The sequence below is a fragment of the Picosynechococcus sp. PCC 73109 genome, assembly GCF_001521855.1.
In the GTDB taxonomy this organism is placed as follows: Bacteria; Cyanobacteriota; Cyanobacteriia; order Cyanobacteriales; family MRBY01; genus MRBY01.
This window is the reverse complement of the sequence record NZ_CP013998.1, coordinates 449,834-464,034: the sequence shown is the minus strand read 5'-3', so window position 1 is coordinate 464,034 and position 14,201 is coordinate 449,834. Positions and strand designations below refer to the sequence as shown.

General features: G+C 44.6%; 12 protein-coding genes. 11 read left to right on the top strand and 1 reads right to left on the bottom strand.

The window, feature by feature from the left end:
- Positions 1-378: 378 nt before the first annotated feature.
- From pseI to AWQ23_RS02190, 6 genes are all read left to right on the top strand, one after another.
- Positions 379-1,431, top strand: a complete 1,053-nt coding sequence (gene pseI / locus AWQ23_RS02215) for a pseudaminic acid synthase (RefSeq protein ID WP_062432088.1) — start codon at positions 379-381, stop codon at positions 1,429-1,431.
- Positions 1,432-1,457: 26 nt separating this feature from the next.
- A complete protein-coding gene (locus tag AWQ23_RS02210; protein WP_071884898.1) occupies positions 1,458-3,329 on the top strand; it encodes an ABC transporter ATP-binding protein in 1,872 nt (623 codons plus the stop codon).
- Between the two features lie 87 nt (positions 3,330-3,416).
- Complete coding sequence (locus tag AWQ23_RS02205; RefSeq protein WP_157072184.1) at positions 3,417-4,523, top strand: hypothetical protein; 1,107 nt, start codon at positions 3,417-3,419, stop codon at positions 4,521-4,523.
- Positions 4,524-4,724: 201 nt separating this feature from the next.
- Positions 4,725-5,612 (top strand): glycosyltransferase family 2 protein, encoded by an 888-nt coding sequence (locus tag AWQ23_RS02200; RefSeq protein ID WP_198158682.1) that lies wholly within the window; start codon positions 4,725-4,727, stop codon positions 5,610-5,612.
- 48 nt (positions 5,613-5,660) lie between these two features.
- Positions 5,661-6,554, top strand: coding sequence for a hypothetical protein (locus AWQ23_RS02195; RefSeq protein WP_062432079.1), 894 nt, complete (start codon positions 5,661-5,663; stop codon positions 6,552-6,554).
- 4 nt (positions 6,555-6,558) lie between these two features.
- Positions 6,559-7,407: a bifunctional 2-polyprenyl-6-hydroxyphenol methylase/3-demethylubiquinol 3-O-methyltransferase UbiG gene (locus AWQ23_RS02190; RefSeq protein WP_062432077.1), complete on the top strand. Its 849-nt coding sequence runs from the start codon at positions 6,559-6,561 to the stop codon at positions 7,405-7,407.
- On the opposite strand, the gene AWQ23_RS15685 is transcribed toward AWQ23_RS02190, so the two are convergent.
- Entirely contained in the window at positions 7,394-8,569 is a 1,176-nt protein-coding gene (locus AWQ23_RS15685) for a glycosyltransferase (protein WP_071884897.1), read from the bottom strand. The two genes, AWQ23_RS02190 and AWQ23_RS15685, sit on opposite strands and share 14 nt — an antisense overlap.
- Before the next feature lie 219 nt (positions 8,570-8,788).
- Here AWQ23_RS15685 and AWQ23_RS02180 point away from each other — a divergent pair, with 219 nt between their 5' ends.
- From AWQ23_RS02180 to urtB, 5 genes are all read left to right on the top strand, one after another.
- Positions 8,789-10,048, top strand: a complete 1,260-nt coding sequence (locus AWQ23_RS02180) for a folylpolyglutamate synthase/dihydrofolate synthase family protein (protein ID WP_315862679.1) — start codon at positions 8,789-8,791, stop codon at positions 10,046-10,048.
- On the top strand, positions 10,032-10,421 hold the full coding sequence (locus tag AWQ23_RS02175) for a hypothetical protein (protein WP_062432073.1): 390 nt from the start codon (positions 10,032-10,034) through the stop codon (positions 10,419-10,421). The genes AWQ23_RS02180 and AWQ23_RS02175 overlap by 17 nt, the downstream gene beginning before the upstream one ends.
- 6 nt (positions 10,422-10,427) lie before the next feature.
- A complete protein-coding gene (locus AWQ23_RS02170; protein ID WP_062432071.1) occupies positions 10,428-11,378 on the top strand; it encodes an ADP-ribosylglycohydrolase family protein in 951 nt (316 codons plus the stop codon).
- 218 nt (positions 11,379-11,596) lie between these two features.
- Positions 11,597-12,913: an urea ABC transporter substrate-binding protein gene (gene urtA / locus AWQ23_RS02165; RefSeq protein ID WP_012306032.1), complete on the top strand. Its 1,317-nt coding sequence runs from the start codon at positions 11,597-11,599 to the stop codon at positions 12,911-12,913.
- A 99-nt stretch (positions 12,914-13,012) separates the two neighbouring features.
- The gene (urtB, locus tag AWQ23_RS02160) at positions 13,013-14,191 is read left to right on the top strand and encodes an urea ABC transporter permease subunit UrtB (RefSeq protein WP_062436464.1); all 1,179 of its coding nucleotides are present in this window, start codon (positions 13,013-13,015) and stop codon (positions 14,189-14,191) included.
- Positions 14,192-14,201 lie beyond the last annotated feature (10 nt).

Here is a 14,201-nt window from a genome sequence, read left to right as displayed (position 1 = left end):
AATCCTTAGCGATTGCCGCCTAAAAAATGAGAAAGAACGTCAAGCCCTATTGCAAAAGATGACGCAGTGGTTAGATGACTATGGATTAAAATATGGTATTCACTCCGCTTACATTTTTTCGGCTCCCTCAGTCAGCCCTACCGCTTTCACGAAAATTCCGACATTGACCTCGCCGTAGAACAAATTAATCCCGCTGACTTTTTTGCTGTGATTGGCTTTCTTTCTGAGGCGATGAGGCGGGACATAGATGTGATTCAATTACAGACATGTCACTTTGGCGATCGCATTAAACAGACAGGGATTCAATGGACAGCAACAAACTCTCCTAGAAAAAATCCTTAGCCACGATATTCACCAATTTCTCAAACAATTAGGTACATGAAGACCATTCAGCTCCAAGGGCAGCAACTTGGTACAAATTCTCCCCCATTGATCGTTGCGGAAATGTCGGGGAACCACAATCAATCCCTAAACCGTGCCCTAGAAATTGTTGAAGCTGCCGCGAAATGTGGTGTCCATGCCCTCAAGCTACAAACCTACACGGCAGATACCATGACCTTAGATCTGGATAAGGGGGAGTTTTTTATTAGTGATCCCAAAAGTCTTTGGTCTGGACACTCCCTGTATGAGCTTTATCAACAGGCTTATACCCCTTGGGAATGGCACGAGCCGATTTTTAAACGGTGTCAGGAATTAGACATCATTGGTTTTAGCACGCCCTTTGACGAGACAGCAGTTGATTTTCTGGAATCCCTGGATGTGCCTTGCTACAAAATTGCGTCCTTTGAAAATACGGATTTACCTTTGATTCGGAAGGTTGCTAGTACGGGCAAACCATTGATCATTTCGATGGGAATGGCATCGATCGCTGCACTGGATGAGACCGTCAGGACTGCACGGGAAGCGGGTTGTCAGGATTTAATTTTGCTCAAATGCACAAGCACCTATCCTGCCAGCCCCGAAAATACCAACCTGATGACTATTCCCCATTTGCGGGAGTTGTTTGATGTACAGGTCGGTTTGTCCGATCATACTTTAGGGATTGGGGCTGCGGTTGCGAGTGTGGCTTTGGGTGCAACGTTTATTGAAAAGCATTTCACCTTGAGTCGAGCCGATGGGGGCGTGGATGCTGCTTTTTCGATGGAACCCTATGAGATGAAACAATTAGTGGAGGAGACTGAGCGGGCTTGGCAAGCTCTAGGTCAAATTAGCTACGGAGCAACGGCAGCGGAACAGAAATCCTTGGTCTTTCGGCGATCGCTGTACGTGGCAGAAAACATCAAAGCAGGAGAAATTCTCACGCCCCAGAATATCCGCCGGATTCGACCAGGCTATGGACTTGCTCCCAAATACTATGATTTAGTGTTAGGGAAAACCGCAAAACAAGATCTAGCCAAAGGCACTCCCCTCAGCTGGGATGTACTCTTGTAGACGGCTTCTAGGATCTTAACTTAACGATGGCAAACTCAGGCCCAAGGCATTGGCAACAAACGTTTAAATCCTTTGTGAAAGGACATGTCCAAGATCCGGCCTATCGGGTGGTATTGGGGACGATTAACTACAATCGTGGTCTGATTGCCCTAAACTTCAATGCAAACTTACTTTCAGCGGTATTTGAGGGGAGTAGTTTCGGTCTTATTTTTCTCGCGCTCCAGGCGATCGCCTCACCAGATGCTACATCTCAAGTGCTTGAAAATGGTTTTCTTGTCCGGACGGGGTTTAGTTCCTTTGCCAGTCAATTAACCCAGGGGCAATTGTTTGTGGGGTTAATCGTATTGGCGATCGCCCTCCAGTATTTGCGGAATGCCTTGGAATATGTGGGTGCTGTCTCGTCAGATTACCTGTCGGCGAGGATTCAAGCTTTGATGACCGAGAAAATTTTTCGGCAGGTGATGTCTTTTAGTTTTGCCTGTGCCAGTCGTTATAAAGTGGGCGACCTCACCAGTTACATTACCCTCGCCGCCCCTACAGTTAATAAAGAAATTTTCTACTGGAATCGTTTGTTGCTCAATGTGATGACGGCGATCGCTCAGTTGGTGGTGCTGTTCATGATCTCACCCCTCCTATCTTTGGTGACGGTACTGATCTCAGTCGGGCTATTTTGGGTACAAAAATTCCTTTTACCCCGCATCCGCAAAACTGCCCTTTCTGTAACCCAGTTCCAGGTAGACGTATCTAAGCACATCACCGAAAGTATCCAAGGGCTGCGAGTACTCCACACCTTTGCCAGCCAAGACCGCTCGATCCAAACCCTCCAGCACCTGCAACAGAACCTCGTTCCCCAATTAGAAAAACAAAGTCGCTTGCTTCAGTTGGCTACCCCTTTAGGACGTTCCCTAACGCTTACCAGTATTGGTCTAATTTTGTTAGCGGGTTATTCGATCCTCCAAAGCCGTTCTACAGAATTGCTACCTGTATTAGTAACTTTTCTCGCGGTACTCAATCGTCTAACGCTTTACATCAATACCATTACGGGTTGTCTAGGAGTCCTCGCCCAAAATTCCGGTGATTTTCAGCGGCTAGAGGAAATCCTCAAACTCCAGGATAAAGAATTTATCGTCTCTGGTCATATGCCCTTTGATACCCTCAGGAAAGGGGTTGAATTTCGTGGTGTCTCCCTCGCATATCCCCAAACTGACCGCTGGGCTTTGCGGGATGTTTCTTTCAATCTTCCAAGGGGAAAAGTAGTTGCCCTTGTGGGGGAGTCAGGGGCTGGGAAGTCTTCCATTGCAGATCTACTCATTGGTCTCTATCAACCCACCCAAGGGAATGTTTACGTCGATGGCATACCTCTCCAAGACTATAATTTACAACGTTGGCGATCGCACTTAGGGGTTGTCAGTCAGGACACTTTTGTATTTAACGCGAGTATTCTGGAAAATATCCGTTACGGTAAACCCAAGGCAACGGATGAGGAGGTGACCAAAGCGGCGATCGCCGCCCAAGCCAATCAATTTATCCGAGAGTTACCAGAAGGCTACCAAACCATTGTCGGTGAACGAGGTTATCGACTTTCAGGAGGACAACGGCAACGCTTAGCTCTGGCCCGCGCCATTCTCAAACAACCGCAAATCCTGATCCTCGATGAAGCCACGAGCGCTTTAGATAGTAAGTCAGAACAGCTAGTTCAGGAAGCATTAGGACAGTTTCAAGAATCCTGTAGTGTTTTAGTCATCGCCCACCGTCTTTCGACAATTACGGATGCAGATGAAATTATTGTCTTAGAACAGGGAATAATAGTACAGCAGGGAAGCCACCATAGCCTGCTCAGTCAACCGGGAAAATATCAAGACTATTGGAAGCGACAGTCCAAGAAAATTTCGACATGAGTTTTCTTGATTGGATAAAAAATTCACAATTCACAGTTCTCTAGTAATTGTTTTTTTTCGCATTCAGCTTTCTTAGCATTTCACATTATGACGAGCATTTTTTTAAAAAAACAGATCAAGAGTCTTATCATTCAAGCAAGCTTGCTATTATCTGATCAGCACCATCAGGCAATAAAAACAAGAATTGAATCACAACGCAGATATTCTTTAATGACCTTGCTCGAAAGTTATTTGTTAGCAGTACCTTTTCTAGATGATATTATTTTTTTTAAAACACTTATCCAAAGTAGACTAGCCAGAAGAAAGACAATCAAAAAAGCTCCACATCTTCAACTACTTCCTGACGCTCAAGAGAAGTTGGCAAATATCAAGCCTAATCAATACAATTATGACTGTTATATTATTTCTCCAGGCGCATCTATAGCAAGACTATCTTCCTGTGAAAAAGAGATTATAGAGCGTGGATTTGTCGTAACTTTTAACTCATCTTGTTTTTTTGAAATAAAGTCAGATCTGTCTTTTCAAGAAACATCAAACAACAGCTCATATACTCAGGGATTACATGAATGTTTACAATTCAAAATAAATCAAGGACTTATATCTCCTGATTCAATTATTCTCAAAAATGCATGGAAAACAAGCGGACACTTAGTAGACAATGCACAAGTCTCTCCCATTGTTAATTATCCAAAGAAACCGTATCTTTTAATGGATGACTTTTTTCCCCATTTTGCGGTTAGTGAGTCTTGTGCAAAAAAAATATTTACAAAGTATCTGTTCTACGACAGATCAAGTTACTTTAATGCCATATCTTCTTTGGTTATAATTGCGTTAGTAATAAGTCAATTAGGATTTAAAAATATTTACTTTATTGGCACAGATTTAATCAATAGTTGTCATTTTTATAAAATACCAAACTCTGTGAATGAGAGTTTATCTCCTTTCCTTCAGAAACTAGAAAACAAAGTGGCGAGTATTCACGCTACCGCTCAGGGAGATTTTAGTGTAGTAGAGGCTTTACAACTGATTTTAAGCTTTCTCAAAAAAATCAATCCGGAGCTTCAGTTTTGGTCTCCACACAAGGCTTCTCCTCTGTGCAAATTTTTTCCTATTCAGAAAAAGCTCTCGGACTATGGAGGAATCAGCGCACATGATTTGCAACTAATTTTAGAGCAAATTCAAAATGAGTCGTGATTAGAGTAAAATCATTCTCTCAAAACGAATAAAGCTGTTGGCAGACTTTCTTAGAAAAAGAAGAAGCGAAACAAACCAAATTTTTAGGTGACATGTAGATGATTTTTAATTAGGCAATCGCCAAAAATAATGACTGATAGAGAAAACTCATCGACAAGAGTGGGTATTCTAGACTTATATCTTCAATCAAGTACGCCCAACGTGACCTCCACCCAAAAAATGCATGATCTCTACATCCTGCTGCCTGTTCATAACCGCTACTCGATTACACAACATTTTATTCAGCATCTTCAACGACAAACTTTCCAAGACTATCATCTTGTTCTGCTGGATGATGGTTCCACCGATGGCACCGCAACAATGGTCGAAGCCGCAATTCCCAATCTTACAATTATCCGAGGTATAGGCGACTGGTGGTGGGCAGGAGCCTTGCATCAGGGTTATCTTTGGCTAAAAAAACAAAAATTTGACTATAATCCCGTCATCTTAATCATGAATGATGACACTGAATTTGATACTGACTTTCTTCAAAATGGATTAAGCCAAATCAAAAATAAATCTAATACACTCCTCATGGCTGAATGCCATCAAAAAGGAAATATCGGTAAAGGAACAAAAATTAATTGGCAACAGTTCAAATTCCGCCCAGTACAAAATAATGAAACTCCGGACTGTTTTTGCACCAGCGCCCTTTTCCTTCAGTGGCAAACCTTTGAAAAAATTGGAAGCTTCTACCCTAGATTATTACCCCATTATATTTCTGATTATGAGTTCACTTATCGTGCTAAACGTAAAGGATTTCAGCTTTTAACCAATCCCAACGTGATCATTAGTTGGGATAATGAAAACACTGGACATCATCATCTAAATAATTTTATTGCCCCCACCTTTCAGCAATCTTTACAAAAATTTTTCTCGCAAAAATCTGCCCATAATCCAGTGACTTTTAGTATTTTTATTTGGTTGGCCTGTCCGTGGTATTTAAAATTGTGGAACTGGAGTATCGTTTGGACAAAAGCTTTTGTAAAAATATTTTACCTTCTTTGGCAAACAACAATATCTAATCAGAAAAGCCCAATCGTCCACTAAAATTTATAAATACGGAAAATCTTTACGAGATCTTAAAAGAGACAGCTAATGCAGACCCCTGTTGCCTTTTTAGTCTTTAATCGGCCCGATACGACTCAGCAGGTTTTTAATGCTATTCGTCAGGCTAAACCCCCAAAGCTTCTCGTTGTCGCCGATGGGCCAAGGGGAACCCACCCCGACGATATTGAAAAATGCGCTGCTGTCCGAGCAATTATTGATACCGTAGATTGGGACTGCGAAGTTTTGACTAACTATGCTGAAACTAATTTAGGTTGTAAAAATCGCGTTTCCTCCGGTTTGGATTGGGTTTTCGAAAAAGTTGAAGAAGCGATTATTTTAGAAGATGACTGTTTGCCAGATCTTTCATTTTTTCCTTTTTGTGAGGCGCTACTTGAGAAATATCGCTATGAACCAAAAATAATGCATATTTCTGGTGATAATTTTCAATTTGGTAGAAAAAGAACAGAATACAACTATTATTTCTCAATCTATAATCATTGTTGGGGTTGGGCAACTTGGCGCAGAGCTTGGCAACATTATGATATAGAAATGAAACTTCTACAGTCTTCTGATTCTCAAAAACAACTAAAAAAACTACTCCATAATCCTTTTGCCGTTAATTATTGGCAAAGAAAATTCAAACAAGCTTATCTAGATAAAGTAGATAGCTGGGCATATCGGTGGACATTTTCTTGTTGGATGAATGATGGTCTCACAATTCTTCCAGAAGCCAACCTTGTTAAAAATATCGGCTTTGATAATTCTGCTACCCACACGACCAATAAGTTTAATCCTTATGCAAACCTAGAAACTGCCCCAATCTCTTTTCCGTTAAAACATCCTCCTAAAGTTATGCAATGTCAAATCGCTGATCAGTTTACACAAAGTCATAAATTTGGCTTCTGGCCTCGCGTCTATAGAAAACTCAGAAATTTAATTTAAGAAAATGAATCTGCAAGAACAATGTCCAGTCTGTACTGCCCAGCAATCAAAATATTTATTCCCAGTCAAAACAGGGAAACTGGTGAAATGCAAGAATTGCCATCTCATCTATTACACTCCACAACCCTCACCACAGGAACTAGAAGAATTTTATAACTCCGAAGCCTATCGTAGCGAATTCTCTGAAAGCCCAATGTCTGGCACTGAATTTGCGACCAACAGATATTTACAGTTTGAAAGTGCACTCAAAAAGTATGCCCCACAGATTTTAAGACAATCTTCTCGAAAGTTACTTGATATCGGCTGCGGTACAGGTGATTTCTTGAAAGTTGCCAAACAATATAACTGGCAGGTTTCAGGAACAGAAATATCTCCAATTGCATCGGCTAAAGCAAATCAGTTTCTTGGGGAAATGTGTGTTGCTACGGGTGATGCTTTGTCTCTAGAATTACTCTCTAATTACTATGATATGGTAACTTTGTATCATGTTATTGAACATTTACTCGACCCCAATACTTTAATCCAAAAAGTCTATCAACTGCTTAAACCAGGTGGCATTTTCTTTATTGAAACACCAAATATTGCTGGATTCGGCGCTAAGCTTAAAGGTCATAGATGGTCTCAGATAAAACCCCCAGAGCATATTATTTATTTCCAACCCAGTTCTTTGAAATATTGTCTTCAACGTGCTGACTTTAAAACAAATTTTATCTTTACCGCTTCTCCGTCTGTTATCGAAAGCACCCAAAATATGCCTTCTATAAAAAGGAAAATTATTAATGCTTGCTATGATTTTTTTCCTTTAATAAATATGGGAGCATTACTACAATCTATTTCTATTAAGCCTCAATAAGACTTCGATATATTTCCAAGAGATAATTAATATTTTGATCAGCAAAATAAATATCATCTAAGTTTTCTAAAACTCTTTGCTTAAGTGCAAGCCATTTTTCTGGATTAGCTTCAATAAAAAATAATGCTTGTGTCAAAGCCTTTTCATCACCTACCGGATAAGTTAAACCCGTAATTCCATTTTGGATTGCATAGCTCACGGAGCCGATATTTGAACCAATCACTGGTAAAGACTGACTATAAGCTTCCAAAATTGTTAAGGGAAACCCTTCATACCAAGTAGACGGAAAAATTAAGGCGATCGCCCCTTGCATATATTGAATAACTTCTTCCCGCGTTCTTTGTCCTAAATATTGGATTTTATAATTATCAGAGGCATATTGTTCCACTACTGACTGTAAACCACCACTGCCGACAATATATAAAGGATATTCAGATTTTAAATTTTGATATGCATTTAATAAGTTTAGAATTCCTTTTTCTGTTTCTAGTCTGCCAACAAAAAGATAATATTTTCCAAAATCAATAGTTTCAGGCTGTTGGGTTTTACCTTGAAGAAAATTGGGTTTTAAATAAATTTTTTCCGCAGGAATTCCCATCTCAACAAGCTTATTTCTAACGAATGGACTTACCGCAATATAGGCAGTTATAGTTTCTGTCCAAGTTCTCAATAAACGGTGAACTTGTAACATCAATGCAACCGTTACTGTCTGCAATCTTGAATCTCGATAACATTTATAGTAAACACTAAATAATAAAGATTTATTCAGGCATATCTCACAGGTACTATTATTCCGAAAAAAAGTTCCTTTAGGGCAACTCAAACGGTAGTTTTGAATAGTAACAACCGTTGGAATTGTTCTCTTTTTAGCTGCATAAAAAATAGATGGCGAAAGCAATGGCAGAGTATTATGAACGTGAATGATATCTGGTTTAAAATCATCAATAATCGCTAAAAGCTCCCTGTAAGATTTGCTAGACCATATTGTACTAAGTGCTAATCTTATGGCATCTAAAAAATCACCTACGTCGATGTCTTTATTGTCCTTCGTCCAGACTTGAATAGAATGATTGCTCTGTTGTAATAAAGCAACTTCTTGATCAAAAGTAGAGTCTTCTCCTGCTCTATTACGATATCTATTATGAATAACTAAAATTTTCACTTGGCTTTTTAGTCAGAAAATTACAGCTTAAAGTATTTTTTCACATTCTTCCCAAACAGCCAGGCATCGACCAAGGCTTATCAGTCGGTCTCTGTGAGATCGAGCCAGTAGCGGAGTTCCGTAAAACAGCATTAACCCAGATTTTGGAAATTTCCCATACACAAATACATTATAGTCTGGGGATATTGTCCCAAATTTTTGATATTCACCATGAGCCAAGTGGCGATCGCCAATCTCCTTGAAACCTTTGAACGCTTTGGCATTAACCTCGGTTTAAAGCGCATTACCCAACTATTGGCGGGCCTCGGCCATCCAGAACGCCAAGTACCGATTCTCCATGTGGCGGGTACCAATGGGAAAGGGTCGGTCTGTGCTTATTTGTCTTCTATTTTGGCGGCGGCGGGCTATCGGGTCGGGCGGTTTACGTCACCCCATTTGGTGGACTGGACGGAACGGATTTGTTTGAATAATCAGCCAATTCCTTCCGAGCAGTTACTGACGGTTTTGGAACAGGTGAAAGCAGCCATTGATCCCAACCAAGAAACACCGACCCAATTTGAGGTGATTACGGCGGCAGGATTTTTGTATTTCGCCCAGGAACAGGTAGATATTGCCGTGATTGAGGTGGGGTTGGGGGGACGCTTGGACTCGACAAATGTTTGCGATCGCCCCCTCGTTTCTGTCATTACCTCCATCGGCATGGATCACTGGCAGCGCTTAGGTAACAGCTTAGATAAAATTGCCGGGGAGAAAGCGGGAATTTTAAAACAAGATTGTCCGGCGGTGATTGGGGAAGTACCGGAGATCGCGGCGAAAGTGATTCGTGAAAAAATTAGTGAGTTAAATTGTCCTGCTACCTGGATTCAGCCTGCCCAAGCCATTCATCCCTCTTCGGGAGAGGGGCCGGGGGAGATCCGCGCTAAATACGGTGAGCTTGAATATGCGTTGCCCCTTTTAGGCGAGATCCAACTGCACAATTCGGCGATCGCCATTGAAACTATTTATGCGTTGCGCAAACAAGGTTGGCAAATTTCCGATCAACAATTGCGCGACGGTATTGCTAAAACCCGCTGGGCTGGACGTATTGAATGGCACCAATGGCAGGGGCAAAAAATCCTCATTGATGGCGCTCATAATGGTGTGGCAGCGGCGGAATTACGCAAATATGTAGACACCCTCCCCCAACCCGTCACTTGGGTCATGGGAATGCTCTCCACCAAGGATCACCAAAATGTCCTCGAAGCCCTCCTACGAGACGGGGATCACTTGCATCTTGTACCAGTGGGGGGCCATAGCAGCGCCGATCCCCAGAGTTTAGCAATGTTGGCCCAGGTGATTTGTCCGGCCCTCGCATCCTGTCAAACCCATGAAACCTTATCTGAAGCCCTTGATCAGGCGATCGCCACCCCCCACACTAGGGTGTTATGTGGTTCGTTGTATCTTTTGGGAGAATTTCTAAGTTATGCAGCCAAAATTTAAAACCCGTAAAGCCTGGAATCAGGCCGAAATGCTGCTCCAACCGGCCTTTATTCGGGTCGTCGATAATTTCCGTGCCCAGTTAGAAGATTCCCCCTGGACTGGGGAGTACGAAGATATTCAAGACCCCTACCCTGGCTATGTTTTGCGCCTCAAGAAAGACCACATCGAAACGACAGTCAATATCTGGGATCTCTGTTATCAGATCTGTTTTGTCGCCTATCCCACCGGAGCCCTCGTGGAAAATGGCTGCACCGTGGAAATCGATGAAACCCTGTTCGAGGCGTCTGGGGCCGTGGATTGGCAAAAACTAGAAGCGAAAACCCAACAGTTGATCCACAATATGTTTGAGCAATTTGATCACTTAGGGGGGTAATCGTTGATGGTCACGCAAGTGCAGATTCACGGGGGATTATTGGGGCTTTGTGTGGGTGATGCCCTGGGCGTGCCTGTGGAATTTTCTGAGCGTAGCGCTCGACAGCAGGACCCTGTGACAACGATGCGGGGCTATGGCACCTACAATCAACCCCCTGGCACTTGGTCGGATGATAGTTCCCTCACCTTTTGTCTGGCCGAGGCGATCGCCGAGGTGGGTCTGGGCGAAGAACTCCCCGAACATCTGGGCCGCAAGATGGGTCTCTGGCTCAAGGAAGCTTACTGGACACCCCACGGCGAAACCTTTGATGTGGGCAACACGACTGCCGCCGCAATTCATCAAATTTTAGCGGGTATCAATCCCCTGGAAGCAGGTGGGATCGGGGAGCGGAGTAATGGCAACGGCTCCTTAATGCGTATTTTGCCCCTCGCCTTTTGTGGTGAGCGACTGCCCTACGCCGATCTTTTGGATCTCGTGCACAACATTTCCTATCTGACCCACCGTCATCCCCGTTCCCTCATTGCCTGCGGCATTTATATTTCCATTGCCCTGGAACTGTTACACGGAAAAAGTATTGAAATTGCCTACCAGCAAGGGATACAACGGGCCGAAGAGTTTTATCGCGATTCCATCTATAAGCCGGAACTCAGCCACTACCAGCGTATTTTTGACGGAAATTTAGCAACATTGCCCATCCATGAGCTTCAATCGAGCGGTTATGTCGTCCATGCCCTCGAAGCCGCCCTCTGGTGCTGTTTAAACCATGAAAACTATCAGGATACGGTGTTGGCAGCGGTGAATTTAGGGGACGACACCGATACCACAGCGGCGATCGCCGGGGGGTTGGCCGGACTTTACTACGGCCTCGACAATATTCCCCCTGATTGGCTGGCGCAAATTCCCCGACGGGATGACATTCTCCAGTTAGGCGATCGCCTCTTCAGGGCTATCCGCTGACCGAGCAGGGGCAAGCAGTCCATTTTCTTTAATGTAAAGTTAAATTAATTCTTCTCCATTAACAAACCCTTGAATCAAGCGCATCGGCACTTTGTATCAAGTGTCACATTTTTTTAGGGGCGGGACTTTTACACTGCAAAGCTTAAACACGACTTAAACTTTAAGCTTCTTTCCTCCCACACACTATCCCAAAGCCCCTTGAGAAAATCGCATTAACCATGAGTAATCTCGGAAGACGTAAATTTATTCTCTACAGTTCCGCCGCCCTCGGTTCCAGTATTCTCCTCAAAGCCTGCGGCCAACCCACAGAAACCCCTGATACCCCCGATAGTGGCAGCACAACCTCAACCCCCAGTGGTGACACGATCAAAGTTGGCATTCTCCACTCCCTCAGTGGCACCATGGCCATTAGTGAAACCACAGTGGTCGAAGCCGAACAACTCGCCATCAAAGAAATTAATGCCGCCGGTGGCATCGATGGCAAACAAATCGAAGCCATCGTCGAAGATGGTGCCTCCGACTGGGATGTCTTCAAAGAAAAAGCCGAAAAACTCATTGACCAAGATGGTGTCGCCGTCGTCTTTGGCTGCTGGACGTCTGCCAGCCGAAAAGCGGTTAAAGATGTCTTTGAAGCAAAAGACCACATGCTGTTCTACCCTGTCCAGTACGAAGGCCAGGAATGCTCGAAGAATATCTTCTACACTGGGGCCGCCCCGAACCAACAAATCGAGCCCGCTGTGGATTGGCTCCTCGAAAATAAGGGCACAGAATTTTTCCTCGTCGGTTCTGACTATGTATTCCCCAGAACCGCGAACACCATTATCAAAGCCCAATTAGAAGCCAAAGGTGGCACCACGGTCGGCGAAGACTATCTCCCCCTCGGTAACACTGAAGTGACGCCGATTATCACCAAAATCAAAGCAGCGCTTCCCAACGGCGGCGTGATTTTCAACAGCTTGAACGGTGACAGTAACGTTGCGTTCTTTAAGCAAATTCGTGATGCGGGCCTCACCCCGGAGCAATATCCGGTAATGTCGGTGTCGATCGCCGAAGAAGAAGTCCGTCAGATTGGCCCCGAATACCTCACGGGTCACTATGCGTCTTGGAACTACTTCCAAACCGTAGAAACCCCCGAAAATGAAAAGTGGGTGGCAGACTTTAAAGCAGAGTACGGTGAAGACCGGGTGACCAATGACCCCATGGAAGCGGCCTACATCATGGTCTACATCTGGAAGCAGGCGGTAGAAGCGGCGATCGCCAATGGGGCGACCGATGCCTATGACCTCGAAGCCGTGCGGAGTGCCGCCATTGGTCAAGAATTTGCGGCTCCCGAAGGCCCGGTGACGATGAATGTTAACCACCACCTCTCAAAGACCGTGCGCATCGGCCAAGTACGGGAAGACGGGATGTTCGACATCGTCTGGGAAACCGACGGCCCCATCGCCCCCCAAGCCTGGAACCAGTATGTTGAATCCACCAAAGGATTTGCCTGTGACTGGAGCGACCCCACAAAGGGTGAAAAATATGCCATCTAGGGTTTAACGCCCAGATGTTTTCCGGGAAAGCTGGGATTCCGCCCTACAGAATCCGGCTTTCTCGCGGTTTTATTGCGCGTATTGTGGTGGGTTTACCTTGTGACAGAACTTTTAATCGGTATTTTTAACGGAGTCAGCATTGGATCTGTGCTTTTGGTTTCGGCCTTGGGTTTGGCGATCGCCTTTGGTTTGATGGGGGTGATCAACCTGGCCCACGGCGAATTGATGATGCTGGGCGCCTACACAACCTTCGTGGTCCAAAATGTATTCCGGGGGTTCGGGGAACCTTTTTTTAATCTCTACATTATCTTTGCGATTCCCCTGGCTTTTTTTGTGGCCGCCGCAGTGGGCTTTGGCCTAGAGCGGGGCGTAATCCGCTATCTCTATGGCCGTCCCCTAGAAACCCTCTTGGCCACCTGGGGGGTCAGCCTGATTTTGCAGCAGTTTGTCCGCAGTGTGAACTGGGCGATCGCCTTCGGGGTCATTGCCTTTCTCCTTAAAGATGTGATCCGCTGGGCTGTGCTCCAAGCTTTAAATCTCGCCAAGATCCAAGCCGTGGCCCTAAAAACGTGGCTGGATAAATTAAACGTGATTGCCGCCTTTGCCCTTGGTTTTGGGGTGATTTTCGCGGTCAATCTGACGAAAAATGACGCCCTCACAAAGCCGTGGTTTAGTGCCCGAAATGTGGATGTGACTGCGCCCAAATGGCTCCAGGGGGGACTTTCCCTGGGTTCCGCCCAACTGCCCTACAGCCGCATTTTTATCATCATCTTGACCCTGATCTGTCTGGGGGCAATGTACTGGTTTTTGAACAAATCCAACTGGGGCCTCCGAATCCGTGCCGTTACCCAAAACCGCGAAATGAGTTCTTGTCTAGGGATTCCTACCGCCCGCGTTGATGCTTTGACCTTTGCCCTGGGGTCGGGTTTAGCAGGGATTGCCGGGGTGGCGATCGCCCTGTTGGGTTCCGTCGGGCCAAATACCGGCCAAAACTACATCGTCGATGCCTTTATGGTGGTCGTGGTGGGGGGCGTTGGTAATTTGCTCGGCACCATTTTGGCGGCCCTCGGTTTGGGGATTATCAACTATCTCATTGGTTCTGGCACATTTGTTACCGTTTTTACCTCTCTCCAAGCCCCACAATTTCTCTTGGATTTGGCCACTTTTTTTGCCACCACCAGTATGGCGAAGGTGATGACCTTTGTGATTATTATCGGCTTCCTCCAATTCCGGCCTGCGGGTCTCTTCCCGCCGAAAGGCAGAACCGCAGAACTATAAGCCCTTGTTC